The organism is Aquipuribacter nitratireducens, assembly GCF_037860835.1.
GTDB classification, from domain to species: Bacteria; Actinomycetota; Actinomycetes; order Actinomycetales; family JBBAYJ01; genus Aquipuribacter; species Aquipuribacter nitratireducens.
In genome coordinates, this window is sequence record NZ_JBBEOG010000004.1 from 151,368 (window position 1) to 176,988 (window position 25,621).

The following is a 25,621-nucleotide window of genomic DNA, read 5'->3' on the forward strand; positions in this document are numbered from 1 at the left end:
CGGCGTCAGGCCTGGCCGGCGGGCTCGGCGCTCTCCTGCGACTGCCCCGCCGGCTGTCCGCGGCGCACCGCCTCGAGCAGGAGCTGGGCGACGTCGAGCACCTCCGTGCTCTCCGGTGCCCTCTGCTCGCCCTGGAGGCTCGTGAGGCCGTCGGACAGCATGACGCGGCAGAACGGGCAGCCGACCGCGATCGCCCCGGCTCCGGTCGCGACGGCCTCCGTCGTGCGGTTGATGTTGACGCGGGTGCCGAGCTTCTCCTCCATCCACATGCGGGCGCCGCCGGCGCCGCAGCAGAAGCTCGTCGTGCCGCTGCGGGGCATCTCCGTCAGGCGCGTGCCCGAGGCCTCGATGAGCTCCCGCGGCGGGGCGTAGACGCCGTTGTGCCGCCCGAGGTAGCACGGGTCGTGGTACGTGACGTCGCGACGGTCGGCGTCCGGCGCCGACACCGGCGTGAGGCGGCCGTCGCGTACGAGCCGGTTCAGCAGCTGGGTGTGGTGGACGACGTCGAGCTGCGTCCCGAGCTGGGGGTACTCGTTGCCGAGGGTGTTGAAGCAGTGGGGGCACGTGACGACGACCTTCGTGCCGCCCGGCTCGGCACCGGCCTCCTGCAACGTCTCGACGTTCTGCGCCGCGAGCATCTGGAACAGGAACTCGTTGCCGGCGCGCCGGGCCGGGTCGCCCGTGCAGGCCTCCGCGGGGCCGAGGACGGCGAAGCGGACCCCGGCGGTGTGGAGGAGCTCGGCGACGGCGCGGGTCGTCTTCTTGGCGCGGTCCTCGAACGCGCCCGCGCAGCCGACCCAGAACAGGTAGTCGACCTCGCTCAAGGCGTCGACGTCGTCCGGTCCGCCCCCGCCGACGACGGGCACGGGGAACGACAGCCCCTTCGCCCAGTCCATGCGCTGCTTCGCGCCGACACCCCACGGGTTCTGCCGCTTCTCGAGGTTGCCGAAGAGGTTCCCCAGCTCGGTGGGGAAGGCGTCGGCGAGCAGGACCTGGTGCCGGCGCATGTCGACGACGTGGTCGACGTGCTCGATGTCGACCGGGCACTGCTCGACGCACGCCCCGCACGTCGTGCACGACCACAGGACGTCCTCGCTCATCGCCGCGCCGTCGGAGCCGGCGCCCGCCGCGACGAGGGAGCCGAGGACGTCGGCGTGCGGGTCGCGCTCCCACCCCGCGGGCACGCCCGCGTAGTCGCCCCCGCCGGCGACCTCGCCGACGAGGGGGCGCCCGAGGGCGTCAGAGCCGGAGTCGTGGCCGTCCAGCGCGCGGGCGGCGTCGTCGTACGCCCGGGCGCGCATCGAGGTGATGAGGAGCTTCGGGCTCAGGGGCTTCTCGGTCTGCCACGCCGGGCACTGGTCCTGGCAGCGGCCGCACTCGGTGCACGTCGTGACGTCGAGCAGGCCCTTCCACGTGAGGTCGGAGGCCGAGCCGACCCCGAGGGCGGCGTCGTCGGGCAGGTCCTCGGCCGCCTCGAGGTCGACGACCTCCCCGCCGACCCGGATCGGCTGCACCGCGCCGAGGCTCGTCCGGCCCGACGCGTGCCGCTTGAGGAAGACGTTGAACGGCGCGGTGAATCGGTGCCACGCGACGCCCATCGTCGGGGTGAGCCCGATGACGACGAACCACGCCATCGACACGACGATCTTGACGGCGGCGACGACCGTGATCGCGGCCGCCAGCGCGCCGGTCGAGATCCCGACGAGCGCCTCGCCGAGCCACGCGGTCAGGGGGTAGTGCAGCAGCGTCGCCGTGCCCGCGCCCTCGGCGCTCTCGTACGCGTACTCCAGCGCCCGGAGCGCGAGCACGCACACGACGATCGCGAGGATCGTCGCCTCGACGTAGTAGGCCTGCCACGTCGTCGAGCGGTAGAAGCGGGACCGGCGCGGCTGGCCGGCGGCGCGCGGCCCCTGGAGCTGGCGGATGACGACGAGGGTGAGGATGCCGAGGCCGGTGAGCCACGCGATCGCCTCGACGACCCACTCGTAGGGCGGGAAGTGGCCGATCACGGGCAGCACGAAACCGGGGTCCGTCAGCTGCCCGTACGCGGTGGCGAGGGTCCCGACGAGCGCGACGAAGCCGACCATGACGAACCAGTGGGCGGCGCCGACCCACCGCCGCCGCAGCATCCGCGTGTGCCCGACGACCTCCCGGACGGTCGTGACGAGGCGTGTGCCGAGGGCGTCGGTGCGCGTGGGATCGGGCTGACCGAGCCGCAGCACGGCGACCATGCGGGCGAGCGTCGCGACGAACAGGGCGACGCCGGCCGCGGTGACCGCGAGCGCGATGACGAGGGCGACGGCCTGCAGCACCTGCAGAGAGTCCACGCTGAAGCTCCTTCCGGGTGCGCTCAGCCTCTCATGTTACCGACCAGTAACCACCTGAGGGTGTCGAACCTGCGTCACCGGGTACGCGAGGCCCATGCAGGAGCGGCGGACACGGGCGGCAGCATGAGCAGGGACGCGATCGCGGCGCCGTGGGGCACCCGCACGCCCTACGGGCGGGGGGAGGTGTGGCCGGTCCGCGTCGACATGCACCTCGCCGACGGGGTGACCGAGGCGGACGTCGACCGGTGGGTCCAGTCGGCGTCCATCCTCCACAGCAACGGCGACGCCCTCGACATCGCCGTCAAGGACGGCCGGGTGGTCGGGGTGAGGGGGCGCGGGGAGGACCGTGTCAACCACGGCCGGCTCGGCCCGAAGGACCTGTTCGGGTGGCAGGCGAACCGCTCGCCGGACCGCCTCACACGTCCCCTCGTCCGCCGGGGCGGCCGGCTCGTGGAGACCGACTGGGACGAGGCCATGGACCTCGTCGTGCGCCGCAGCCAGGACCTCCTCGCCGAGCAGGGACCCTCCGCCCTCGGCTTCTACACGACCGGTCAGCTGTTCCTCGAGGAGTACTACACCCTCGGTGTCGTCGCCCACGCCGGTGTCGGGACCCCGCACGTCGACGGGAACACCCGGTTGTGCACCGCGACGGCGGCCGCGGCGCTCAAGCAGTCGTTCGGCTGCGACGGCCAGCCCGGGTCGTACACCGACGTCGACCACGCCGACGTCATCGCCCTGTACGGGCACAACATGGCGGAGACGCAGTCCGTGCTGTGGACCCGCATCCTCGACCGGCTCGCGGGGCCGAACCCGCCCGCCGTCGTGTGCGTGGACCCGCGCCTGACCCCGGTGGCGCGCGAGGCGGCGGTGCACCTGGCGCCACGCCCCGGCACGAACGTCGCGCTCATGAACGGACTGCTCGCGGAGGTCATCGCCCACGACTGGGTCGACCACGACTACGTGGAGCGCCACGTCGTCGGGTTCGACGAGCTGAAGGAGCAGCTCGCCACGTGGTCGGCCGACCGAGCGGCGGACGTCTGCGACGTGCCCGTCGAGGACCTCCGCGAGGCGGCGCGGCTCGTCGGCACCGCCGACCGGCTGCTCTCCACCGTGCTCCAGGGCTTCTACCAGTCGAACCAGGCGACCGCGGCCGCGGTCCAGGTCAACAACATCCACCTGGTCCGCGGCAGGCTCGGGACGCCTGGCAACGGCATCCTCCAGATGAACGGGCAGCCGACCGCACAGAACACGCGGGAGGCGGGCGCGGACGGCGACCTCGCGGCGTTCCGGAACTGGACGAACGAGTCGCACGTCGCCGACCTCGCGCGGGTGTGGAACGTCGACCCGATGACGATCCCGCACTACACCCCGCCGACCCACGTCATGCAGCAGCTGCGCTACGCCGAGGAGGGCTCGATCCGCTTCCTCTGGGTGCAGGCGACCAACCCGCTCGTGTCCCTCCCGGAGCTGCACCGGGTGCGCTCGGTGCTGTCCCAGGAACGGCTCTTCCTCGTCGTCCAGGACATCTTCCTCACCGAGACGGCGCAGATCGCCGACGTCGTCCTCCCCGCGGCGACGTGGGGCGAGAAGGAGGGCACGTTCACGAACGTCGACCGCACCGTCCACTACTCGGGGAAGGCGGTCGAGCCACCCGGCGAGGCGCGACCGGACCTCGACATCTTCCTCGACTACGCGCGTCGCATGGGCTTCCAGGACAAGGACGGCGGCCCGCTCGTGCACTGGCACGACCCGGAGTCGGCCTTCGAGGCGTGGAAGGAGTGCACGCGCGGTCGGCCGTGCGACTACACGGGGCTGACGTACGACCGGCTGCAGGGTGGATCGGGCGTCCAGTGGCCCTGCAACGACCGCAGCCCGGACGGCACCGAGCGCCTGTACGTCGACGGGGCGTTCTGGAGCGCACCGGACTACTGCGAGAGCTACGGGCGGGACCTCGTCACCGGGGCGCCCGTGAGCCAGACCGAGTACAAGGCCCTCAACCCCCACGGCAAGGCGGTCGTCAAGTACGCCCGGTACGTCCCGCCCCACGAGCTGCCGAGCGAGGAGTACCCGCTGCAGCTCACGACCGGCCGTACCCTCTACCACTTCCACACCCGCACGAAGACGGCCCGGGCGCCCCAGCTGCAGGCCGCGGCCCCGGAGGTGTGGGTCGAGATGTCCGCGCACGACGCCGACGCGTACGGCGTCGCGGAGGGCGACCTCCTCGAGGTCGCGTCCCCGCGCGCCGCCGTGCAGGCGCGGCTGCGGGTGAGCGGCATCCGGCGAGGCGTCGTCTTCCTGCCCTTCCACTACGGCTACTGGGACACCCCGTCGGGGCACGAGCCCGACGGTGGCGCGCGCGCGGCCAACGAGCTCACGGTCACCGAGTGGGATCCCTGCTCCAAGCAGCCGATCTTCAAGACGGCCGTCGCGCGGGTCCGGCTGCTCGAGCGCGGTGACGGGACGCCGTCGGCCGCGCCCTCGACGACCGCGTCCCGCTCGGTGCGAACCGGTCCGCCCGCCACGGCGGGAGGGCCGGCGGCCGCGGTCGAGGAGGACGTCCGCGCCCGGGTCGCCGGAGGTGCACGATGAAGATCGGGATGGCGCTGCGGGAGCTGCACCGCTCGGAGAACGAGCTCGCCCGGGCCTTGCTCGAGGTGTCGGAGCGGCACCGGGTCGACCACGACGTCTTCTACCTCGGCCGTGAGCTCGCGTCGTGGTCGCAAGCGCACGTCCGCGCGCTCGCGGACGCGGGAAGCCGCTACGACGTCGACCTCGACCCCGAGCCGGTCACGGGGCAGGGCCTGCTGGCAGCCGCGCGCGAGCGGTGGTCGGACGCCGTCGGTCGGGACCCGCGGGCTGCCCTCCGTCTGCTCGTCGACGTCCGCGAGGTCTACACGCTCGCGTGCGGGGTCTCGGTCGACTGGGAGCTGGTCGCGCAGGCGGCGCAGGGAGTGCGGGACGCCGAGCTGCTGGCGCTCAGCAAGGCCTGCCACCCCGAGACGCTGCGGCAGATGCGGTGGGCGAACGCGAAGCTCAAGGAGTCCGCCACCCAGATCCTCGTCAGCTGATGGGGGAGGGTGGCTCCCCGGACGACGCGCTGGGCATGACGAGGATCGTCCTGCGACCCGTGGGCACGCCCCTCCCGCTGGGCTTCCTCGGTCTCGCGGTGGCGACGACGGCCTTCGCGGTCCTCCAGCTCGGCTGGCTGCCGCCGGAGCAGGGGCGGGTGGTCGCCCTCGCGGCCCTGCTCTTCACCGCACCGGTCCAGCTGCTCGCGTCCGTGTTCGGCTTCCTCGCACGCGACCCTGTCGCCGGGACCGGTATGGCGGTGCTGTCAGGGACCTGGGTCGTCGTCGGGTACGTCACCCTCACGACTGCACCCGGCGCCTCGAGCGCGGGCCTCGGCGTCCTGCTCGTGCTCTCGGCGCTCGCGCTGAGCGTCCCGGCGGCCGCTGCGCGCACCAAGCTCGTGCCCGCGGCGGTCATCGCCCTGTCCGCCCTCCGGTTCGCCGTGACAGGGGTGGCGGAGCTCACCGGGTCGGCGGGCTGGTCGTCGGCCGCAGGTGCGACCGGGCTCGTGCTCGGGGCGCTCGCCCTCTACGCCGCCCTCGCCCTCGAGCTGGAGGACGCCTCGCACCGCACCTCCCTGCCGCTGGGGCGGCGCGGGGCGGCCGGCGTGGCGATGCACGGCGACGTGCGTCAGCAGCTCGGCGAGGTCCGCCACGAGGCGGGGGTCCGCGACCAGCTGTGACGCCGGCCGCTGCCCTTCACAGGAGCCCGACGAGCCACCGGGTCGCGACCACGAGGAGCGGGGCCGCCGTCACGAGCATGGCGACGACGACGAGCACGGCGACGAGCCGGGCCGCGGGCGACACCTCGCCGTCGGCGGTCCTCCCGCGCAGGAACCTCAGCACGGAGCCAGGGTACGGGCGCTCAGCGACGACGCCTCGGGCGAGTCTCGTCGCCCGTGTAGGGCGTCTGCATCGCCTCGGGCAGCTGGTTGCCCTTCTTCGCCGTCCGGGCGGCGACCTGCCGCGTCGCCATGGTCCGGATGACGGTGACGGCCGCGCCGCTGATCGCTGCGAAGACGAGCGCCTCGACCGCGCGCACCTCCGGGCTCTCCGGCTCCTCGGGAGCCTCCCGTCCGGTGACGGCCTTCCACGTGACGAGGAGGACCTTGTTGACCACGGCCAGGGCGGCGAAGCGGAAGGCGATCGACATCAGCTTCCACGCGAAGGTCGGCATGTCCCGACCCTGCCCCTGGAGACCCGTGGCGGCAACAGATCGCCGGAGTTGAGCCCGATCGGCTCAAGAATGAGGCGTCCCGACTTGACACGGGACGGCTCAAGACCGACTCTCGTGGTCGGAACGGCCCGTCGACCCGGCGGGCCGCGCGAACGCCCCAGCAGAAGGAGTACCCCCGATGGGCCGTGCAGTAGGCATCGACCTGGGCACCACCAACTCCGTCGTCGCGATCCTCGACGGCGGCGAGCCCAGCGTCATCGCGAACGCCGAGGGCGGGCGCACCACGCCCTCCGTCGTCGCGTTCGCCAAGAACGGCGACGTCCTCGTCGGCGAGATCGCCAAGCGCCAGGCCGTGACCAACGTCGAGCGGACCATCCGCTCCGTCAAGCGCCACATGGGCACCGACTGGTCCCAGTCGATCGACGACAAGAAGTACACGCCGCAGGAGATCAGCGCCCGCGTCCTGCAGAAGCTCAAGCGCGACGCGGAGTCCTACCTCGGCGAAGCCGTCACCGACGCCGTCATCACCGTCCCCGCGTACTTCAACGACGCCGAGCGGCAGGCGACGAAGGAGGCCGGCGAGATCGCGGGCCTCACCGTCCTCCGCATCATCAACGAGCCCACCGCGGCGGCCCTGGCCTACGGCCTCGACAAGGGCAAGGAGGACGAGAACATCCTCGTCTTCGACCTCGGCGGCGGCACGTTCGACGTGTCCCTCCTCGAGGTCGGCAAGGACGACGACGGCTTCTCCACAATCCAGGTCCGCGCGACCTCCGGGGACAACCGCCTCGGGGGTGACGACTGGGACAACGCCGTCGTCGAGCACCTGCTCGGCAAGGTGAAGATGTCGACCGGCGTCGACCTGTCGAAGGACAAGATCGCCATGCAGCGCCTCTCGGAGGCCGCCGAGCAGGCGAAGAAGGAGCTGTCGAGCTCGACGAGCACGAGCATCTCCCTGCAGTACCTGTCGATGACGGAGAACGGGCCCGTCCACCTCGACGAGCAGCTGACGCGCGCGCAGTTCGAGCAGATGACCTCCCACCTGCTCGACCGCACGAAGGCGCCGTTCCACCAGGTCATCAAGGACGCCGGCATCAGCGTCTCGGACATCTCCCACGTCGTCCTCGTCGGCGGGTCCACCCGCATGCCGGCCGTCACCGAGGTCGTCAAGCAGCTGACGGGCGGCAAGGAGCCGAACAAGGGCGTCAACCCGGACGAGGTCGTCGCCCTCGGCGCCGCCCTCCAGGCCGGCGTCCTCAAGGGCGACCGCAAGGACGTCCTCCTCATCGACGTCACGCCGCTGTCCCTCGGCATCGAGACCAAGGGCGGGCTCATGACGAAGCTCATCGAGCGCAACACCGCGATCCCGACCAAGCGGAGCGAGGTCTTCACGACCGCCGACGACAACCAGCCGTCGGTGCTCATCCAGGTGTTCCAGGGCGAGCGCGAGCTCGCGCAGCACAACAAGCCGCTGGGCACCTTCGAGCTCACCGGCATCGCGCCGGCCCCGCGGGGCGTGCCGCAGATCGAGGTCACCTTCGACATCGACGCCAACGGCATCGTCCACGTCAACGCGAAGGACCGCGGCACGGGCAAGGAGCAGTCCATGACGATCTCCGGCGGCTCGGCGCTGCCGAAGGACGAGATCGACCGCATGGTGCGCGAGGCCGAGGAGCACGCGGAGGAGGACCGCAAGCGCCGCGAGGAGGCCGAGACCCGCAACCAGGCCGAGGGGCTCGTCTTCCAGACGGAGAAGTTCCTCGCCGACAACGCCGACACGCTCCCCGAGTCGGAGAAGGCGGAGGTCGACACGGCCCTCGCCGACCTCAAGAAGGCGCTCGAGGACCCCGCCACCCCCGTCGACGACCTCAAGGCGAAGGTGGAGAAGGTGTCGAGCACGAGCCAGGCGCTCGGCGCGGCGATGTACGCGGCCACGGCCGCCTCGGGTGAGGGGGCGCAGGGCGCGGCCGGCGACACCCCCGGTGACGCCGGTGCGGGGTCCGACGAGGACGTCGTCGACGCGGAGGTCGTCGACGAGGACGAGAGCAAGTGACCGGTCAGCCCGAGGACAGCGTGAGCCAGCCCGGCAGCGACGTCCCCGCACCCGCCGGCGACGACCTCGCCGCGGCGGCGGAGGCCGTCGACCAGCAGGAGGCCGTAGGGACCGACCACCCGGGACCCGACGAGTCCGTGGCCGCCGCCGACGAGGCGGCGGCCCGGGCCGAGGGCGGGCTGCCGCCGGTCGACGGCCCGGAGCGGCCGGCCGGGGAGGGGTCGGACCCGCTCGGTGAGGCGCTCGCCCTCGCCGACGCGCGGTTGCAGGACCTCCAGCGGGAGCGGGCGGACTTCGTCAACTACCGCCGGCGCGTCGAGCGCGACCGGGAGCAGGCGGGGCAGGAGGCGCGCGCCGCCGTCCTCGCCGCGCTCCTGCCCGTCCTCGACGACGTCGAGGGCGCCCGGCAGCACGGCGACCTCACGGGTCCCTTCGCGGCGGTGGCGGACAAGCTGACCGCCACGCTGCAGCGGCTCGGTCTCGAGGCGTTCGGGGAGGCCGGCGAGCCGTTCGACCCCTCGCTCCACGAGGCGCTGCTGCAGGACGGGCAGACCGAGGTAGACGTGCCGACGTGCACCCAGGTGCTCCAGCGGGGCTACCGAACGGGTGAACGTGTCCTGCGCCCCGCCCGTGTGGCGGTGGCGACCCCCGCCTGAGGGTCAAGTCGGGCACGGGCGGTGCCGAACGAGGACCGTGTGACGGTGAGCACCAGCAGCCTCCACACGGTCCTCGTGGGCCGTCAGGGCATCCATGAGCTCGTCGGCGGGATCGCCGGTGGGCTGGTCGGCTACGAGCTGCTGTTCCGGCAGCTCCCCATCGAGTCGCTGCAGGACGAGCAGGACCACGAGGCGGCGACGGCCCAGGTGCTGAGCGCCGTCTTCGGCGACTTCGGGGTCGACGACATCTCGGGCCGGCTGCCCCTCTACGTCAACGCGCCGCGCGGCTACGTGGTCGGCGACGTCCCGCTGCCCGACGTGCCGGACCGGGTCGTCGTCGAGGTCCTCGAGCACGTGGGTGTCGACGCCGAGGTCCTCGAGGGCGTCGAGCGGCTGCGCGCCCAGGGCTACCGGGTCGCGATCGACGACTGGGACGGCGACGCCCGCCGCGAGCCGCTCCTGCGGGTCGCCGACGTCGTGAAGATCGACCTGTCCCGCCTCGGCCAGGCCGCCCTCCACCAGGTCGTCGAACAGGCCCGAGCCGTGGCACCGCACGCGCAGGTCCTCGTCGAGCGGGTCGAGACCGAGCTCGACCTCGAGCTCGCGGCCGCGGCCGGCGCCGACCTGGTCCAGGGCTTCTTCCTCGACCGTCCCCGCACCGTCGCGACGTCGACGCTCACGCCGTCCGAGGTCGCGTGCGTCCGGCTCCTCGCCGCGCTGGCCGCGGAGGCGGAGGCGTCCGAGGTCGAGGCGCTCGTGTCCTCCGACCCGGGCCTGGCCCTGCGGGTGCTGCGGACGGCGAGCAGCCCCGCCGGTGTCGGGCGCCCCGTCCGCTCGGTCCTGCAGGCCGTCGTCCTGCTCGGGCCCCGCATCCTCAGCGCGTGGGTCGTGCTCATGGTGCTCGGCGGGTCGCGCAAGGTCCCCCGCGAGCACGTCGTCACGATGCTCGCCCGTGCGGGCGCGTGCGGCCGGCTCGAGCCGGAGCACCGCGACGTCGCCTACACGGCGGGGCTGCTGTCGGCGGTCTCCGAGGTGCTCGGCAGCGACCCCGCCGAGACGCTGCGCTCCAGCGGCGTCGACGAGGCCGTCCAGGCCGCCGTCCTCCACGGCGAGGGTCCGGTGGGCTCCGCGCTGCGCGCGGTCGTCGGGCACGAGCGCGGCGCGCCCGCCGTCGTCATGTCGAACGGGTACACGCCGTTCGAGGTGTCGATGGCGTACCTGGCGGCGCTCAGGGAGGCGGCTCGCACCGCCTCGGCCGTCGACGGCTGAGCCAAACTTGACACGACCCGACTCAGGGTTGCACCCTGGTCCGCACCATGACGGGACAGGACTGGCTGGAGAAGGACTTCTACGCGGTCCTCGGCGTGCCCAAGGACGCCGACGCCGCCGCGGTGAAGAAGGCGTACCGCGCGCTCGCCCGCAAGCACCACCCGGACGCCAACGCCGGTGACGCCGCCGCGGAGCAGCGGTTCAAGGACATCGGCGAGGCGTACTCGGTCCTGTCCGACCCCGAGAAGCGCCAGCAGTACGACGCCGTGCGGGCGATGCGCTCCGGTGCCCGCTTCACCGCGGGGAGCGGGGCGGGCCCCGGCGGCGCCGGCTTCGAGGACCTGTTCGGCGGCATGTTCGGCGGGGCGCCCCGCGGCGGCTACGGCACCCGCACGAGCGGCCGCCGCAGCAGCCAGGGCTCGCAGGAGTTCGACGACCTCCTCGCCGACCTCCTCGGCGGGCAGGCCGGGTTCGGGGGCGCGCCCGGCGGCGGGCCGACCGGCGGCTTCCCCGGTGCCACCCGCGGCCCCGTCAAGGGCGCCGACCTCACGGCCACCGCCCGGGTGACGCTCGCGCGCGCCCTGCTCGGGGCCGAGGTCGACGTCCAGGTCGCCGACCCCGGCGCCGGTCCGCGCACCGTCCACGTCCGCCTGCCCGCCGGGGTGAAGGACGGGCAGAAGGTCCGCGTGCGCGGCAAGGGCGCCACCGGGTCGGCGGGCCGGGGCGACCTGCTCGTGACGGTCCGCGTCGAGTCGCACGAGGTCTTCTCCTGGGACGGTGCCGCCCTGCGCGTGAACGTGCCTGTCACCTTCGCCGAGGCCGCCCTCGGGGCGACCGTGCAGGTCCCGACGCTCGAGGGCGTCGCCCGGCTCAAGGTGCCCGCCGGCACCCCGTCCGGGCGGACGTTCCGGCTCAAGGGCCGCGGCCCCGCCGTCAAGGGCGCTCCCACCGACCTGCTCGCGACCGTCACCGTCGTCGTGCCGCAGAAGCTGAGCGGCGAGGCGCGTGCGGCGGTCGAGACGCTGCGCCGGGCCGACGAGGGCGCGGACCCGCGCGCCGACCTGCTCGCCGCGGCGGAGTCCCTGCGCCAGGAGGTGGCGTCGTGAGCGAGGCGAGGACCGTCCGCCGGGCCTACGTCATCTCCGTCGCGGCCGACCTCGCCGGCATGCACCCGCAGACGCTGCGCCAGTACGACCGCGAGGGGCTCGTCACCCCGACCCGCACCCGCGGCGGCGGCCGGCGCTACACCGACGACGACGTCGAGCGCCTCCGCGAGGTCCAGCGCCTGTCGCAGCAGGAGGGCGTCAACCTCGCCGGTATCCGCCGCATCCTCGAGCTCGAGGCGGAGGTCCGCCGGCTGAAGGACGAGCTGGCCGCCGCGCGCGACGACCTGCGCCGCACCCGCGAGGCCGCCGACCGGGTGTTCGCCGCCGGGGCCGCCGGGGACATCGTCGCGATGCCGCCCGGCCGCCGCCCCCGCCGCCGCGAGGTGTCGACGGCGCTCGTGGTCTGGCGCCCGCAGTCCCGCGCCTGACCCGCCCCGCCGTCTGTCTGCGTTTTTGCCGACTTCTGGCGCGTAGGTCTGCGTTTGTGTCGACGGTTGGCGCGTAGGTCTGCGTTTGTGTCGACGGTTGGCGCGTAGGTCTGCGTTCTTGCCGACGTGGGCGGTCAGGCGGTGGGCTCGCGCTCCGCGATCGGAACGATCTCGCCCGCCCGACGCGCCGCGGTGTAGTCGCGCAGCATCTGCCGCACCTCGGGGAACAGCAGGTAGAGCCCGAGGATGTTGACGAGCGCGCAGATGAAGAGCATCGCGTCGGCGAAGCTCAGCACCGCGGAGAACGTCAGCACCGTGCCGATGACGGTGAAGACGCAGTAGAGGAGCTTGAAGGTGAGCTCGCTGCCGGGCGTGCGGCCGAACAGCGTCGTCCACGCCTTCAGCGTGTAGTACGACCACGTGATGAGGGTCGAGAACGCGAACAGCGCGACCGCGATCGCGAGCACGACGGGGAACCACGGGATGACGGTCGCGAAGGCGTCGGAGGTGAGGACGACGCCGTCGGGGCTCGGGCTCTCACCGGCCGCGTAGGCGTCCCGCGCGTCGAGCCACGACTGGGGCGACGCCACGACGATCGTGACGGCCGTCATCGTGCAGATGATGACGGTGTCGATGAACGGCTCGAGCAGGGCGACGTAGCCCTCGGTCACCGGGTGACGGGTCTTGACCGCCGAGTGCGCGATGGCCGCGGACCCGAGCCCGGCCTCGTTGGAGAAGGCCGCGCGCTGGAAGCCGACGACCATCACGCCGATGATCCCTCCCGCGACCCCCTCGGGGTCGAAGGCGCCGTCGACGATCGCGGCGAACGCCCCCGGCACCGCGGTCGCGTTGAACGCGAGGACCGTGAGGCACGCGAGCACGTAGACGATCGCCATCGCGGGGACCAGCCGGCTCGTGACCTTCGCGATCGACTGGATGCCGCCGATGATGACGGCGCCGACGAGCGTCGCGAGCACCAGACCGAAGATCAGCGACGCGCCGCCGGAGCCGAGCGGGCCGTCCGCGCCGCCGGTGACGTTCTCCGCCTGCGCGAAGGTCTGGTTGGCCTGGAACATGTTCCCGCCGGCGAGGCCGAAGGCGAGGATCGCGACCGCGTAGACGGCGACGAGGACCTTGGCCAGGCCGGGCACCTTGAGCTTGCGGAAGGCGACGGCGAGGTAGCGGAACGGACCGCCGGTCACCGTGCCGTCCGGGTGCTCCTCGCGGAAGGCCACCCCGAGCGTGCACTCGACGAACTTCGTCGCCATGCCGAGCAGGCCGGCGACGATCATCCAGAACGTCGCGCCCGGCCCGCCGATCGACACCGCGACCGCGACGCCGGCGATGTTGCCGAGGCCGACGGTCCCCGACACCGCCGCGGTCAGCGCCTGGAAGTGCGTGACCTCACCGGGCGCCGTGGGGTCGTCGTACTTCCCGCGGGCGAGGGCGGTCGCGTGGGCGAAGCCGCGGATCTGGATGAACTTGTAGCCGATGGTGAAGACGACCGCGCCGATGATGAGCCACGACACGATCCACGGGAACGAGATCTCCCCGAACGTGACGGGCGCGAAGATGACGGCGCTGACGGCGTCGGACACCGGTGTGAAGGCGCCGTCGATGGCGTTCTCCACCCGCTCGATCGGACCGGTCGTGGCGCTCGTCGCCAGCAGCGGCAGGCTCGCGGACATCTGGGCTCCCTCGGGTCGGGACCCGGGCGCCGGTGCCCGGGAGCAGCGGGACCTGCCCGACCGTAGTGACCCCGCGCCGACCGGGCCACCCCGGCGCGCGGCCCGGGCTCACACGATGTCGACGAGGTCGGCGACGGACTCCCGCACGAGCGTGGGCCGGTACGGGTAGCGGCCGAGCTCCTTCTCGTGGGTGGACCCGGACAGCACGAGGACGGTGCGGAGGCCCGCCTCCATGCCGGCGACGACGTCGGTGTCCATCCGGTCGCCGACCATCGTCGTGGTCTCCGAGTGCGCCCCGATGAGGTTCATGGCGTAGCGGAACATCACGGGGTTCGGCTTGCCGATGACGTACGGGCGGCGCTCCGTCGCCGTCGCGATGAGCTCGGCGACGGCTCCGCACGCGGGCAGCGGTCCCTCGGGGGAGGGGCCCGTCGGGTCGGGGTTCGTGGCGATGAAGCGGGCGCCGTTCGTGATGTGACGGATCGCCTTGGTGATCGCCTCGAACGAGTACGTGCGGGTCTCGCCGAGCACGACGTAGTCCGGGTCGGTGTCGGTGATGACGAACCCGCTCTCGTGCAGCGCCGACGTCAGGCCGGTCTCGCCGACGACGTAGACCGACGCCCCCTCGGCCTGGTCGCGCAGGAACGTCGCCGTCGCGAGCGCGGAGGTCCAGATCTCCTCCTCGCGGACGTCGACGCCGCTGCCCTGGAGCCGGTTCGCGAGGTCGCGCGCGGTCCAGATCGAGTTGTTCGTCAGGACGAGGAACGGTCGGCCTGCCTCGCGCAGCGCGGCGAGGAACCGGTCGGCGCCAGGGACCATCTCCCCCTCGCGCACCAGGACGCCGTCCATGTCGGTGAGCCACGCGCGCGACTCGAAGTCCTCGTGCGTGCCGCTGCCGTCGCCTGCGGCGCTCGTCGTGCCGTCGGACTCGCGGGTGGACTGCCTGCTCGCCATGTCGGACGAGCCTATGGGTGGGGACGTCCGGCGGCAGCCCACCGAAGTTGACGCGACGTGGCTCAACTTCCATACTTGAGCCCGATCGGCTCAAGACCAGGAGGACGTCTGTTGGACCCGAAGCTCACCACCCGCAGCCAGGAGGCGCTCTCCGCGGCCGCCCACCGCGCCACGACGGAGGGCAACCCCTTCGTCGAGCCGGCACACCTGCTCCAGGCCCTCCTCGCCGACCGTGCCGGGGTGCCCTCTGCGCTCCTCGCGGCCGTCGGGGCCGACGCCGACGCGCTGCGGCGGCGCGCCGACCAGCTCGTCGACGCCCTCCCGAGCGCGTCCGGCACCTCCGTCACCGAACCGCGGGTCTCCCGCGGCGTCCACACCACCCTCGCCGCCGCGGGCGACGAGATGCGCGGCCTCGACGACGCGTTCGTCTCCACCGAGCACCTCCTGCTCGGCCTGGCCGCGGACCAGGGCCCGGTGGGCGAGGTGCTGCGCGGCGCCGGGGCCACCCGCGACGGCCTCCTCGCCGCCCTGCCGCAGGTCCGTGGCGCCGGCAAGGTGACGAGCCCGGACCCCGAGGGCACGTACGACGCGCTCACGAAGTACGGCCGCGACCTCACCGCCGACGCGCGCGAGGGTCGCCTCGACCCCGTCATCGGCCGCGACGCGGAGATCCGGCGCGTCGTGCAGGTGCTGAGCCGCCGCACGAAGAACAACCCCGTCCTCATCGGCGAGCCCGGCGTGGGCAAGACCGCCGTCGTCGAGGGCCTCGCCCAGCGGATCGTCTCCGGCGACGTGCCCGAGTCGCTGCGCGACAAGCGTCTGGTCGCGCTCGACCTCGGGGCCATGGTCGCCGGCGCGAAGTACCGCGGGGAGTTCGAGGAGCGGCTCAAGGCCGTCCTCGCGGAGATCGAGGCCTCCGACGGGCAGATCGTCACGTTCATCGACGAGCTCCACACCGTCGTCGGCGCGGGCGCCGCCGAGGGCGCCATGGACGCGGGCAACATGCTGAAGCCGCTGCTCGCCCGGGGTGCGCTCCGGCTCGTCGGCGCCACGACGCTCGACGAGTACCGCGAGAACGTCGAGAAGGACGCCGCGCTCGAGCGGCGCTTCCAGCAGGTCATGGTCGGCGAGCCGTCGCCCGAGGACACCGTGGCCATCCTCCGCGGCCTCAAGGAGCGCTACGAGGCCCACCACAAGGTGAAGATCGCCGACTCCGCGCTCGTCGCGGCGGCGACGCTCAGCCACCGCTACATCCCCGCGCGCAAGCTGCCGGACAAGGCGATCGACCTCGTCGACGAGGCCGCGAGCCGCCTGCGCATGGAGATCGACTCCAGTCCCGTCGAGATCGACGAGCTCCGCCGCGGCGTCGACCGGCTGCGCATGGAGGAGCTCGCGCTGTCCCACGAGGACGACGCCGCCTCCCAGGAGCGGCTCGAGCGGCTGCGCGCCGACCTCGCCGACAAGGCAGAGCGCCTCGCCGGGCTGCAGGCGCGGTGGGAGGCGGAGAAGGCCGGTCTCAACCGGGTCGGGGAGCTCACCGCCCGCATCGACGAGCTCCGCGCCCAGGCCGAGCGCGCGCAGCGCGAGGGTGACCTCGAGCGCGCGTCGCGGCTCCTCTACGGGGAGATCCCGCTCGCGCAGAAGGAGCTCGACGCCGCCGGCAGCGCCGACGCCGACGAGCGCGCCGAGCGCATGGTCAACGAGGAGGTCGGTGCCGACGACATCGCCGAGGTCGTCGCCGCGTGGACGGGCATCCCCACGGGCCGCCTCCTCGAGGGGGAGACGGAGAAGCTGCTCCACATGGAGGAGGTGCTCGGCCGGCGCCTCGTCGGGCAGACCACCGCGGTCCGCGCGGTCTCCGACGCCGTCCGCCGCTCGCGGGCCGGCATCTCCGACCCCGACCGCCCGACGGGCTCGTTCCTCTTCCTCGGCCCCACGGGCGTCGGCAAGACCGAGCTCGCGAAGTCCCTCGCGGACTTCCTCTTCGACGACGAGCGCGCGACGGTCCGCATCGACATGAGCGAGTACGGCGAGAAGCACTCCGTCGCCCGGCTCGTCGGTGCGCCCCCCGGCTACGTGGGCTACGAGTCGGGCGGCCAGCTCACCGAGGCGGTGCGGCGCCGGCCGTACTCCGTCGTCCTCCTCGACGAGGTCGAGAAGGCCCACCCCGAGGTCTTCGACGTGCTCCTGCAGGTGCTCGACGACGGCCGCCTCACCGACGGGCAGGGCCGCACGGTCGACTTCCGGAACACGATCCTCGTGCTGACGAGCAACCTCGGCTCCGCCTCGCTCATGGACACGTCGCTGACGGGCGAGCAGCGCCGGGCCGCCGTCCTCGACGCGGTGCGCATGGCGTTCAAGCCGGAGTTCGTCAACCGGCTCGACGAGGTCGTCGTCTTCGACCCGCTGAGCCTCGAGGAGCTCGGGCACGTCGTCGACCTCCACGTCGACGCCCTCGCCGCCCGCCTCGCCGAGCGGCGCCTCATCCTCGAGGTGACGCCCGCGGCCCGGGAGTGGCTCGCCCTCACCGGCTACGACCCCGCCTACGGCGCCCGACCGCTGCGGCGCCTCGTCCAGCGCGAGATCGGGGACCGGCTCGCGAAGGAGCTCCTCGCCGGCGAGGTCGTCGACGGCGACACCGTCGTCGTCGACGTCGCCTCGGGGGAGGGCGCGACCGGGCTCAGCGTCCTGCCGGTGGCCCGCGTCGAGGCGTGAGCCGGTCACGCCCCCTCTGACCGTCCGTTTCGTCCCGACCCCACGCGGGTACCCGGCGTCCAGGCGCCCGCGGACGACGGGCGGTGCGGGTAGGCGGCGACGATGACGGACGGCCCCGGCGGCTCCACGGCAGGCGCATCGAGCGCGGCGGCTCGGACCGCCGCGGGCGACCCCGGCGACGGCGAGCAGGGGGGCGGCCGCAGCCACACCGCCAACGCCGTGCTCATCTCGGTCGTCGCCGCCATCGGCGGGTTCCTCTTCGGCTTCGACACCGCCGTCATCAACGGCGCCGTCGACGCCCTCAGCGGCGACTTCGAGCTGTCCCCGGGTCTCACCGGCTTCGCCGTCTCCAGCGCACTGCTCGGCTGCGCCACCGGGGCATGGTTCGCCGGCGGCGCCGCCGACCGGTTCGGTCGGCCCAAGGTCATGATCATCGCGAGCGTCCTCTTCACCGCGAGCGCGATCGGGTCCGGCCTCGCGTTCGGCGTGTGGGACCTCATCCTCTGGCGCGTCGTCGGCGGTCTGGGTGTCGGGACCGCCTCCGTCATCGCTCCCGCCTACATCGCGGAGATCGCGCCCGCGGCGATCCGCGGCCGGCTCGGCTCCCTCCAGCAGCTCGCGATCGTCACCGGCATCTTCGTCGCGCTGCTGTCCGACGCCTTCCTCGCCGGGGCCGCCGGCGGTGCCGCCGAGGAGCTGTGGCTCGGGCTGACCGCGTGGCGGTGGATGTTCCTGTCCGAGCTCGTCCCCGCGGTCGCCTACGGCCTCCTCGCCCTCACCATCCCGGAGTCGCCGCGCTTCCTCGTCGCGCGGGGCGAGGACCGCCGCGCCCGCACGGTGCTGCTGCGGCTCATGTCCGGCGAGAGCGCCCGCGAGCGCATCGACGCGATCAAGAAGTCGCTCCAGGGGCAGAAGGCCGTCGGGCTGTCGAACCTGCGGGGCGCGGCGCTCGGGCTGCAGCCGATCGTGTGGGTCGGGATCGCCCTGTCGCTGTTCCAGCAGCTCGTCGGCATCAACGTGATCTTCTACTACTCCACGACGCTGTGGCGCTCCGTCGGCTTCGAGGAGTCCGACGCCCTCACCGTCACCGTCATCACGTCCGTGACGAACGTCGCCGTGACGGTCGTCGCGATCCTCCTGGTCGACAGGATCGGCAGGCGCCCGCTGCTGCTCATCGGCTCGACGGCGATGACCGCCGCACTCGCCACCATGGCCGTGTGCTTCTCGCAGGCGACAGGGTCGGGGGAGGACGTGAGCCTCGCGGAGCCGTGGTCGACGGTGGCCCTCGTCGCGGCGAACGTCTTCGTCGTCGGGTTCGGCGTCTCGTGGGGCCCGGTCGTGTGGGTGCTGCTCGGGGAGATGTTCCCCAACCGGCTCCGGGCGCCCGCCCTGGCGGTCGCCGCGGCCGCGCAGTGGGTCGCGAACTTCGCCGTCAGCACGACCTTCCCGTGGCTGTCGGAGAACGCGGGTCTCGCCGTGACCTACGGCGGCTACGCGGCCTTCGCGCTCCTGTCCGGGCTGTTCGTCGCGACCGTCGTGCAGGAGACCAAGGGGCGCGAGCTGGAGGACATGACGGGAGAGACCGGACGACGTCGCAAGGACCTCGTCGGCAGCACGTGACCGTCCTGCCACCCGACCGTCTGGAAACACAAACTTCTGCCGGAGGCCTGTTACCGCCGGGTACGTCCCGCTAGGTTCGCCGCCATCGACGGCGGCGGACGAGCCGCCTCAGCCACGAATGAGGTCGAGGATGAGACGACGACTACCGGCAGCGATCGCGGCCGGAGCAGCAGCCACCCTGCTCCTGCCCATGGCCGCCTACGCGCACCCGGACCACGGGCAGCAGTCCGGCAAGGAGATGTTCCCCGGCGAGGGGGTCATCGTCGAGGGGGACAAGCAGCACGGGGGTGACGAGGGCCACCTCGACCCCGTCAGCTACGGGGTCGAGGTCGTCGGCAAGGCGCCCGTCAGCCCCACCGAGGGCGGCCTCGAGGGTCGCGTGGCCGACGTGTACGCGAAGGGCGACTACGCCTACCTCACGTCGTTCCGCGGCAACGGCACCGACGCGTGCGTCGGCGGCGTCTTCGTCATGGACATCTCCGACCTCGAGAACCCCGCCGAGGTGCCCGACTCCTTCATCCCCACCAGCCCCGGCTCGTACGCCGGCGAAGGCGTCCAGGTCATCACGATCGGCAAGCGGGACGTCCTCATCCACCAGAACGAGACCTGCCCGGGGGCGACGCCGGACGCCGGGACCTTCGGCGGCATCAACCTCTGGGACGTGACGGACCCCACCAACCCCGTCCAGCTCGCTGCGCACGCCGGTGACACCGACGGCGGCGCGTCCGCCAACACCGTCCACAGCTTCTACGCGTGGTACGACCACAAGTCGAAGCGCACCTGGGCCGCGCTCGTCGACAACGAGGAGTTCGCCGACGTCGACATCATGGACATCAGCGACCCGGCCAACCCGGTCATGGTGAACGACACCCTCGACATGGAGGCCCTCTTCGGGGTCAGCCAGGACTCGCCCGCGGGCCTCACGTCGATCTTCAGCCACGACATGGACGTCGTGAAGCTCGGCAGCAAGTACGTGATGTCGCTCAACTACTGGGACGGCGGGTACGTCGTCCTCGACGTCTCCGACCCGCGCCCCGGTGCGGTGAAGCTCATCGCCGAGAGCGACTACGCCGCGCTCGACGAGGAGAGGCTCGCGCGCGGCCAGGAGATCTCGCCGGAGGGCAACGCCCACCAGTCGGAGATCTCGCCCAACGGCAAGTTCCTCATCGGTACCGACGAGGACTTCAACCCGTTCCGCATCGTCGCGACCATCGACTCGGGTCCGTACGCCGGCACCGAGTTCCGCGCCGTCCAGGCCGGCGGCACCCCCGCGATCAGCGAGGACCAGTCGATCTCCGGCCCCACGACCTTCGTCGGTGAGGCGTGCTCCGCACTGCCCGCGGGGTCCGGCACCGCCCTGGTGGAGCGAGGCACCTGCGCCTTCCAGGTCAAGCTCGACAACATCACGGCGGCCGGCTACGACGCGGGCATCGTGTTCAACGCGGTGCGCGCCGACTGCGAGACGTACGTCAACATGCTCGCGGACAGCGAGACGACCCCGTTCGTCTTCGTCAACCGCACCACGGGCCTGCAGATGCTCGGCATCGACCCGACGTCGAGCCCGTGCACCGTCGCCAGCCCCGCGGTCGGCAGCGGGTCCGCCGACGTCACGATCGAGGCGATCTTCGACGGCTGGGGCTACGTCCGCCTCTTCAGCACGGACATCCCGCGCAGCCCGAAGGAGACCACCGGCTCGATCTCCCAGATCGACACCTACGCCGTCGAGGAGTCCCAGGACCCCGCGTACGCCGAGGGCTACGGCGACCTGTCGGTCCACGAGGTCGCCATCGACCCCGACGAGAACCTCGCCTACCTGTCGTACTACGCCGCCGGCTTCCGGGTCGTCGAGTACGGCAAGGACGGCATGACGGAGGTCGGCGCCTTCATCGACGAGGGCGGCAACAACTTCTGGGGTGTCGAGGTCATCGAGCGGGACGGCGAGACGTACGTCCTCGCCAGCGACCGCGACTACGGGCTCTACGTGTTCCAGACCCCGTGACCTGAGCACCACACCCGACAGGGCCCGCGAGCGACCTGCTCGCGGGCCCTGTCGCGTCACGCCTCGCCGATCCGGTCGACACACGAACGCCCGCTCCTATGCCACGACACGAGTATTTTCGCCGTAGGGCCTGTTACCGCCGGGTATTCGCCGATATGTTCCCCCGTTCAGGGGGGAATCATCTGCGAAGGGAACCGAGTCATGCCTGCCCACACCCGCTCCTGGCGCGTCGGCACCGTCGCCGCCGCCGCCGGTGCGCTCGTCGCCTCCTCGGTGGCCGCCCTGCCTGCGACCGCCGCCCCGGCCCAGGCCGGCTGCGACAGCCGGACGAACAACACGTACAGCAAGCTCCTCGAGTGCGTCCGGGTCGAGGGCGTCGTCGACCACATGGAGGCCTTCCAGGCCATCGCCGACGCCAACGACGGCACCCGCGCCGACCAGACCCCCGGCTACGAGGCGAGCGTCGACTACGTCGTCGACGTCATGACTGCTGCGGGCTGGGACGTGGAGCGCGTGCCCTTCGAGTACGTCGGCGGGATCGACACCGTCGTGCAGCAGCTCTCGCCGGTGCAGGCCACGTACGAGACGAACGACGCCACCGGCACCGGCGGGGGCGACGTCACCGGCACCGTGACGCCGGTCGACATCAACCTCGCGGGCAACCGGGCGAACAGCAGTGGCTGCGAGGCCGCCGACTTCGCGGGCTTCCCGGCCGGGACCATCGCGCTCGTGCAGCGCGGCAGCTGCGCGTTCGCGATCAAGGCTCAGAACGCCATCGACGCGGGCGCCAGCGCAGTGATCATCTTCAACCAGGGCGACACTGCGGCACCGGACCGCAACAACGCCATCAACCCGACGATCGAGCCCGTCGAGTCGCCGATCCCGGTCGTCGGCACCACGTTCGCCGCAGGCGAGTCGCTCGCCCAGCCGGGCTCCACGGCGCGGGTGTTCGTGCCGACCAACGTGTCGGAGAACGTCATCGCCGAGCTGCCCGGTCGCACCGACGGCAACGTCGTCATGGCCGGTGCACACCTCGACTCGGTTCCCGAGGGCCCCGGCATCAACGACAACGGCAGCGGATCCGCGGCGCTCCTCGAGATCGCGGAGCAGATGGCGAAGTCGAAGCCGTACAACACGGTCCGGTTCGCCTGGTGGGGTGCGGAGGAGTTCGGACTGATCGGCTCGACCGAGTGGGTCGAGCAGCGCACGCAGGAGGAGCTCGACGAGATCGCGCTCTACCTCAACTTCGACATGATCGGGTCGCCGAACTACTACCTCGGCATCTACGACGCGAACGAGTCGAGCTTCGAGGCGCCCGTCGTCGTGCCCGAGGGCTCCGAGGACATCGAGCGGACGTTCGAGGAGTACTACACGCTGGCAGGCGAGCCGTACGACGACTCCGCCTACTCCGGGCGCAGTGACTACCAGGCCTTCATCGAGAACGGCATCCCCTCCGGCGGTCTCTTCACCGGCGCCGAGGTCGTCAAGACCCCCGAGCAGGAGGCGATCTGGGGCGGCACCGCGGGTGAGCAGTTCGACCCCTGCTACCACCTCGCGTGCGACACGATCGACAACTACGACGCCCACGCGCTCGCGGTGAACTCCGACGCGGTCGCGTACGCCGTCTTCACCTACGCCGCCTCCACGGAGGACGTCAACGGCGTCAGCGGCGCGAGGATCCCGGGCAGGTTCTCGGTCCCCGCCGAGGTCGACGGTCCGCGGTACACCTTCGCCGGCCCCTTGGGGGGCGACGGCCCTCACGACCACGACCACGACCACGACCACGAGGGCGAGGAGTCCTGACGGTCGTGACGTGACCTGAGCACCACCCGACGGGGCCCGCGAGCGACCTGCTCGCGGGCCCTGTCGCGTCCTCGTGCGGAATCGACAGCCGGGGGAACACGCGAGGACGGTGGGACGGCATGCCACGCACACAGGGACGAACCCACGCACGAGCTCACGGACGAGCACTGGTCGTCGCCGTCGCGGGAGCCTCCCTCCTCCTCGCCGCGTGCGGGGACGAGGGCTCGGACACGGCCGCGCCGGACGTCGTCGACACCGACGTCGTCGCGACCGTGACCGACGAGGCGACGACCGTGGTGACGGGCGAGGTGACGGACGAGGTCACGGACACGGTGACGGACGAGTCCACCGTCACCGACACGGAGACCGTCGTCGAGACGCAGACCGAGACCGTCGACGCCGACGACGGCTCCGCCGTGGACGCCGGCGACGAGGACGGCGGGATCGACGCGAGCACCGAGCCGGACACCCGCGACGCGACAGGGGAGCCGGTCACGCTCGTCGACGTCCGGGTCGGCTCCCACGAGGAGTACGACCGGGTCGTGTGGGAGTTCGCCGGCGACGGCACACCCGGCTGGCGCGCGGAGTACGTCGACGACCCGACGCGGCAGGGCTCCGGGCAGCCGGTCGACCTCGAGGGTGACGGGACGCTGTCCGTCGCGATCGACGGCACCGCGCTGCCGACCGACGCCCCTGCCGGCGTCACGCCGTACGACGGTGCCCAGCGGGTGGCCGCCGCCTCGTTCGAGACGATCACCGAGGTGCTCGTCGGGAACTGGTTCGAGGGGACCTACGACGCGTTCGTCGGGGTCGAGGGCGAGCAGCCCTTCCGGGTCCGGCTCTTCGAGGACCCGACCCGCGTGGTCCTCGACGTCGAGAACTGACCGCAGGGGCCTCGCGCGGCACCGGCCCGGTGACGCCGGTCAGTGGACCGGCGGCTCCAGGCCCGTCGCAGCCGCCTGCCGGCTGAGCCGGGCGTCGAGGGCCGACAGCCCGGCCACGACGATGGCGCCCACCGCCGCGACCGCCACCACACCGAGGACGCCCGTCACCCCGTCGGTCGGGGCGAGCAGGCCGCGGTCGGCGTCCTGCCACGGCCACAGGGCCCGCAGCGACCCGATCATGAGCCCCGCCATGGCGACGAGCGTGACGTGACGGTGCGCGTGCAGCAGCCAGCGGACGACGCGGACGAAGCTCGCGAGACCGAGCACCGCCCCGACGAAGAAGGCGCCGAGGTACACGAGGTCGCGGTCGTTGACCGCGGCGATGGTGGAGTCGTAGAGGCCGACGCTCAGCAGGAAGAACGACCCGCTGACGCCCGGCAGGACCAGCGCGCACACGGCGACGGCGGCCGCGAGGGCGACGAGGGGCAGCGCGGGTGCGGTCACCTCACCGGGCGGCAGGCCCGTGAGGACGGCGGCCGCCGCGGCCGCGCCGACGAGGACGGCCCAGTCCCGGGCGCGGCGCAGCCCGCCGCTCATCCGCAGCGGCACGGCGACCGAGGCGGCGATGAACCCGAAGAACAGGGCCCGCATGCCGACGGGGTGGTCCTCGAGCAGCGGTTCGATGGCGGCCGCGCCCAGCAGCACCGCCGCCACCATGCCGACCCCGACCGGCAGCAGCACCGACCAGTGCACCCGGCGGAGCTCCTCGCGCGCGGCGCCGGCGCCGCGCCGCACGGGGGCGGTGGCGGCGCGCACGACGTGGTCCGCGCCGGTGATGAGCCGGTCGTAGACGCCGACGACGAGAGCGAGCGTGCCGCCGGAGACACCGGGCACCACCTCGGCGGCGCCGATGAGCCCGCCGGCGACGAGGTAGCCCGGGAGGCGGGCGCCGTACGGCAGGTCGGTGCGACCGCCGCGCAGCGACGGGTGCGGTCGGGGGCCGCTCACGCGCCCGCGCCCGGCAGGTCGGGGGCGATGTCGAGGTCGACGACGACCGGCGCGTGGTCGCTCGGCCCCTGCCCCGTGCTCGACCCCTTCGGCTTCCGCTGCTCCCGGTCGACGAACGCCCCGGTCACCTTCTCCGTGAAGGCGTCGTTGCCGAGGACGAGGTCGATGCGCATGCCGCGCTTCTTCGGGAACGCGAGCTGCTGGTAGTCCCAGTACGAGAAGACACCCGGACCCGTGCGCGGGAGCACGACGTCGGTGAAGCCGTCGTCGAGGAACGCGCGCAGCGCCGCTCGCTCCGGCTCTGTGACGTGGGTGGAGCCGACGAACACGGCCGGGTCCCACACGTCGTCGTCGGTCGGGGCGATGTTCCAGTCGCCGACGAGCGCGAGGGGGCGACCGGGGTGCTCGGCGTCCCACGTCGACGCCGCCCGCCGCAGCGCCGCCAGCCACTCGAGCTTGTAGGCGTAGTGGGGGTCGTCGACCGTGCGCCCGTTCGGCACGTAGAGGCTCCACAGCCGCACCCCGCCGCACGTGGCGCCGATGGCGCGGGCCTCGGTGGCGAGCGGGTCGCCGAAGCCGGGGCAGCCGTCGAAGCCGAGCTGCACGTCGTCGATGCCGACCCGGGAGACGACCGCGACCCCGTTCCACTGGTTCAGTCCGTGGAAGGCGACCTCGTACCCGGCCGCCTCGAACGCCATGACGGGGAACTTCGCGTCCGGGACCTTCGTCTCCTGCAGCGCGCACACGTCCGTCCCGGAGGTCTGCAGCCACTCGACCACCCGGTCGAGCCGGGAGCGGAGGGAGTTGACGTTCCACGTCGCGAGGCGCACGCGGTCACGGTAGGCCACGGGTCGGACGCGACCGCC

At 72.7% G+C, this 25,621-nt stretch carries 20 protein-coding genes; 13 read left to right on the forward strand and 7 right to left on the reverse strand.

The window, feature by feature from the left end; genetic code table 11:
* Window positions 1-5: 5 nt before the first annotated feature.
* On the reverse strand, window positions 6-2,327 hold the full coding sequence (locus WAB14_RS09395; protein ID WP_340269322.1) for a (Fe-S)-binding protein: 2,322 nt from the start codon (window positions 2,325-2,327) through the stop codon (window positions 6-8).
* A 123-nt stretch (window positions 2,328-2,450) separates the two neighbouring features.
* Here WAB14_RS09395 and WAB14_RS09400 point away from each other — a divergent pair, with 123 nt between their 5' ends.
* The 3 genes from WAB14_RS09400 to WAB14_RS09410 are packed head-to-tail and all read left to right on the forward strand — an operon-like array spanning window position 2,451 to window position 6,078.
* Window positions 2,451-4,916 carry a molybdopterin oxidoreductase family protein gene (locus tag WAB14_RS09400; RefSeq protein ID WP_340269323.1) on the forward strand — a complete coding sequence of 822 codons (2,466 nt, stop codon included), beginning with the start codon at window positions 2,451-2,453 and terminating at the stop codon, window positions 4,914-4,916.
* Window positions 4,913-5,395, forward strand: coding sequence for a hypothetical protein (locus WAB14_RS09405; protein ID WP_340269324.1), 483 nt, complete (start codon window positions 4,913-4,915; stop codon window positions 5,393-5,395). Before WAB14_RS09400 ends, WAB14_RS09405 begins: the two co-directional genes overlap by 4 nt.
* Window positions 5,396-5,430: 35 nt before the next feature.
* Window positions 5,431-6,078, forward strand: a complete 648-nt coding sequence (locus tag WAB14_RS09410) for an acetate uptake transporter family protein (protein WP_340269325.1) — start codon at window positions 5,431-5,433, stop codon at window positions 6,076-6,078.
* Between the two features lie 16 nt (window positions 6,079-6,094).
* Here the strand turns inward: WAB14_RS09410 and WAB14_RS09415 are convergent, their stop codons facing one another.
* Both WAB14_RS09415 and WAB14_RS09420 read right to left on the reverse strand, forming a co-directional pair.
* Window positions 6,095-6,241: a hypothetical protein gene (locus WAB14_RS09415; RefSeq protein WP_340269326.1), complete on the reverse strand. Its 147-nt coding sequence runs from the start codon at window positions 6,239-6,241 to the stop codon at window positions 6,095-6,097.
* Window positions 6,242-6,260: 19 nt separating this feature from the next.
* Window positions 6,261-6,572, reverse strand: coding sequence for a DUF4235 domain-containing protein (locus WAB14_RS09420; protein WP_340269327.1), 312 nt, complete (start codon window positions 6,570-6,572; stop codon window positions 6,261-6,263).
* A gap of 178 nt (window positions 6,573-6,750) precedes the next feature.
* Between WAB14_RS09420 and dnaK the strand changes: the two genes are divergently transcribed.
* The 5 genes from dnaK to WAB14_RS09445 are packed head-to-tail and all read left to right on the forward strand — an operon-like array spanning window position 6,751 to window position 12,084.
* Window positions 6,751-8,625 carry a molecular chaperone DnaK gene (dnaK, locus tag WAB14_RS09425; protein ID WP_340269328.1) on the forward strand — a complete coding sequence of 625 codons (1,875 nt, stop codon included), beginning with the start codon at window positions 6,751-6,753 and terminating at the stop codon, window positions 8,623-8,625.
* Window positions 8,622-9,281 carry a nucleotide exchange factor GrpE gene (locus WAB14_RS09430; RefSeq protein WP_340269329.1) on the forward strand — a complete coding sequence of 220 codons (660 nt, stop codon included), beginning with the start codon at window positions 8,622-8,624 and terminating at the stop codon, window positions 9,279-9,281. The genes dnaK and WAB14_RS09430 overlap by 4 nt, the downstream gene beginning before the upstream one ends.
* 45 nt (window positions 9,282-9,326) lie before the next feature.
* Entirely contained in the window at window positions 9,327-10,550 is a 1,224-nt protein-coding gene (locus tag WAB14_RS09435; RefSeq protein WP_340269330.1) for an EAL and HDOD domain-containing protein, read from the forward strand.
* 47 nt (window positions 10,551-10,597) lie between these two features.
* The gene (locus WAB14_RS09440; RefSeq protein ID WP_340269331.1) at window positions 10,598-11,656 is read left to right on the forward strand and encodes a DnaJ C-terminal domain-containing protein; all 1,059 of its coding nucleotides are present in this window, start codon (window positions 10,598-10,600) and stop codon (window positions 11,654-11,656) included.
* 59 nt (window positions 11,657-11,715) lie between these two features.
* Window positions 11,716-12,084 carry a heat shock protein transcriptional repressor HspR gene (locus WAB14_RS09445; RefSeq protein ID WP_377002812.1) on the forward strand — a complete coding sequence of 123 codons (369 nt, stop codon included), beginning with the start codon at window positions 11,716-11,718 and terminating at the stop codon, window positions 12,082-12,084.
* Window positions 12,085-12,218: 134 nt separating this feature from the next.
* Here WAB14_RS09445 and WAB14_RS09450 read toward each other — a convergent pair whose 3' ends face one another.
* Together WAB14_RS09450 and WAB14_RS09455 are read right to left on the reverse strand one after the other, a co-directional pair.
* Window positions 12,219-13,772, reverse strand: a complete 1,554-nt coding sequence (locus WAB14_RS09450) for an alanine/glycine:cation symporter family protein (RefSeq protein WP_340269333.1) — start codon at window positions 13,770-13,772, stop codon at window positions 12,219-12,221.
* Between the two features lie 108 nt (window positions 13,773-13,880).
* A complete protein-coding gene (locus tag WAB14_RS09455; protein ID WP_340269650.1) occupies window positions 13,881-14,621 on the reverse strand; it encodes an HAD-IIA family hydrolase in 741 nt (246 codons plus the stop codon).
* 216 nt (window positions 14,622-14,837) lie between these two features.
* On the opposite strand from WAB14_RS09455, the gene clpB reads away from it, so the two are divergent.
* From clpB to WAB14_RS09480, 5 genes are all read left to right on the forward strand, one after another.
* Window positions 14,838-17,441, forward strand: coding sequence for an ATP-dependent chaperone ClpB (gene clpB, locus WAB14_RS09460; RefSeq protein ID WP_340269334.1), 2,604 nt, complete (start codon window positions 14,838-14,840; stop codon window positions 17,439-17,441).
* Between the two features lie 102 nt (window positions 17,442-17,543).
* A complete protein-coding gene (locus WAB14_RS09465; RefSeq protein WP_340269335.1) occupies window positions 17,544-19,061 on the forward strand; it encodes a sugar porter family MFS transporter in 1,518 nt (505 codons plus the stop codon).
* A gap of 130 nt (window positions 19,062-19,191) precedes the next feature.
* The gene (locus WAB14_RS09470) at window positions 19,192-21,060 is read left to right on the forward strand and encodes a PA domain-containing protein (RefSeq protein ID WP_340269336.1); all 1,869 of its coding nucleotides are present in this window, start codon (window positions 19,192-19,194) and stop codon (window positions 21,058-21,060) included.
* A gap of 201 nt (window positions 21,061-21,261) precedes the next feature.
* Window positions 21,262-22,863, forward strand: coding sequence for a M28 family metallopeptidase (locus WAB14_RS09475; protein ID WP_340269337.1), 1,602 nt, complete (start codon window positions 21,262-21,264; stop codon window positions 22,861-22,863).
* Between the two features lie 119 nt (window positions 22,864-22,982).
* Window positions 22,983-23,747 carry an AMIN-like domain-containing (lipo)protein gene (locus WAB14_RS09480; protein WP_340269338.1) on the forward strand — a complete coding sequence of 255 codons (765 nt, stop codon included), beginning with the start codon at window positions 22,983-22,985 and terminating at the stop codon, window positions 23,745-23,747.
* A 39-nt stretch (window positions 23,748-23,786) separates the two neighbouring features.
* Here WAB14_RS09480 and WAB14_RS09485 read toward each other — a convergent pair whose 3' ends face one another.
* Window positions 23,787-24,755 carry a DUF368 domain-containing protein gene (locus tag WAB14_RS09485; protein ID WP_340269339.1) on the reverse strand — a complete coding sequence of 323 codons (969 nt, stop codon included), beginning with the start codon at window positions 24,753-24,755 and terminating at the stop codon, window positions 23,787-23,789.
* Window positions 24,752-25,585: an exodeoxyribonuclease III gene (locus WAB14_RS09490; RefSeq protein WP_340269340.1), complete on the reverse strand. Its 834-nt coding sequence runs from the start codon at window positions 25,583-25,585 to the stop codon at window positions 24,752-24,754. The genes WAB14_RS09485 and WAB14_RS09490 overlap by 4 nt, the downstream gene beginning before the upstream one ends.
* Window positions 25,586-25,621 lie beyond the last annotated feature (36 nt).

Coding starts and splice junctions, on each gene's coding strand:
- WAB14_RS09420 (WP_340269327.1), bottom strand. CDS start 6,572: ATGCCGACCTTCGCGTGGAAGCTGATGTCGATCGCCTTCCGCTTCGCC.
- WAB14_RS09475 (WP_340269337.1), top strand. CDS start 21,262: ATGCCTGCCCACACCCGCTCCTGGCGCGTCGGCACCGTCGCCGCCGCC.
- WAB14_RS09450 (WP_340269333.1), bottom strand. CDS start 13,772: ATGTCCGCGAGCCTGCCGCTGCTGGCGACGAGCGCCACGACCGGTCCG.
- WAB14_RS09410 (WP_340269325.1), top strand. CDS start 5,431: ATGACGAGGATCGTCCTGCGACCCGTGGGCACGCCCCTCCCGCTGGGC.
- WAB14_RS09480 (WP_340269338.1), top strand. CDS start 22,983: ATGCCACGCACACAGGGACGAACCCACGCACGAGCTCACGGACGAGCA.
- dnaK (WP_340269328.1), top strand. CDS start 6,751: ATGGGCCGTGCAGTAGGCATCGACCTGGGCACCACCAACTCCGTCGTC.
- WAB14_RS09465 (WP_340269335.1), top strand. CDS start 17,544: ATGACGGACGGCCCCGGCGGCTCCACGGCAGGCGCATCGAGCGCGGCG.
- WAB14_RS09470 (WP_340269336.1), top strand. CDS start 19,192: ATGAGACGACGACTACCGGCAGCGATCGCGGCCGGAGCAGCAGCCACC.
- WAB14_RS09455 (WP_340269650.1), bottom strand. CDS start 14,621: ATGGACGGCGTCCTGGTGCGCGAGGGGGAGATGGTCCCTGGCGCCGAC.
- WAB14_RS09440 (WP_340269331.1), top strand. CDS start 10,598: ATGACGGGACAGGACTGGCTGGAGAAGGACTTCTACGCGGTCCTCGGC.
- WAB14_RS09405 (WP_340269324.1), top strand. CDS start 4,913: ATGAAGATCGGGATGGCGCTGCGGGAGCTGCACCGCTCGGAGAACGAG.
- WAB14_RS09400 (WP_340269323.1), top strand. CDS start 2,451: ATGAGCAGGGACGCGATCGCGGCGCCGTGGGGCACCCGCACGCCCTAC.
- WAB14_RS09445 (WP_377002812.1), top strand. CDS start 11,716: ATGCACCCGCAGACGCTGCGCCAGTACGACCGCGAGGGGCTCGTCACC.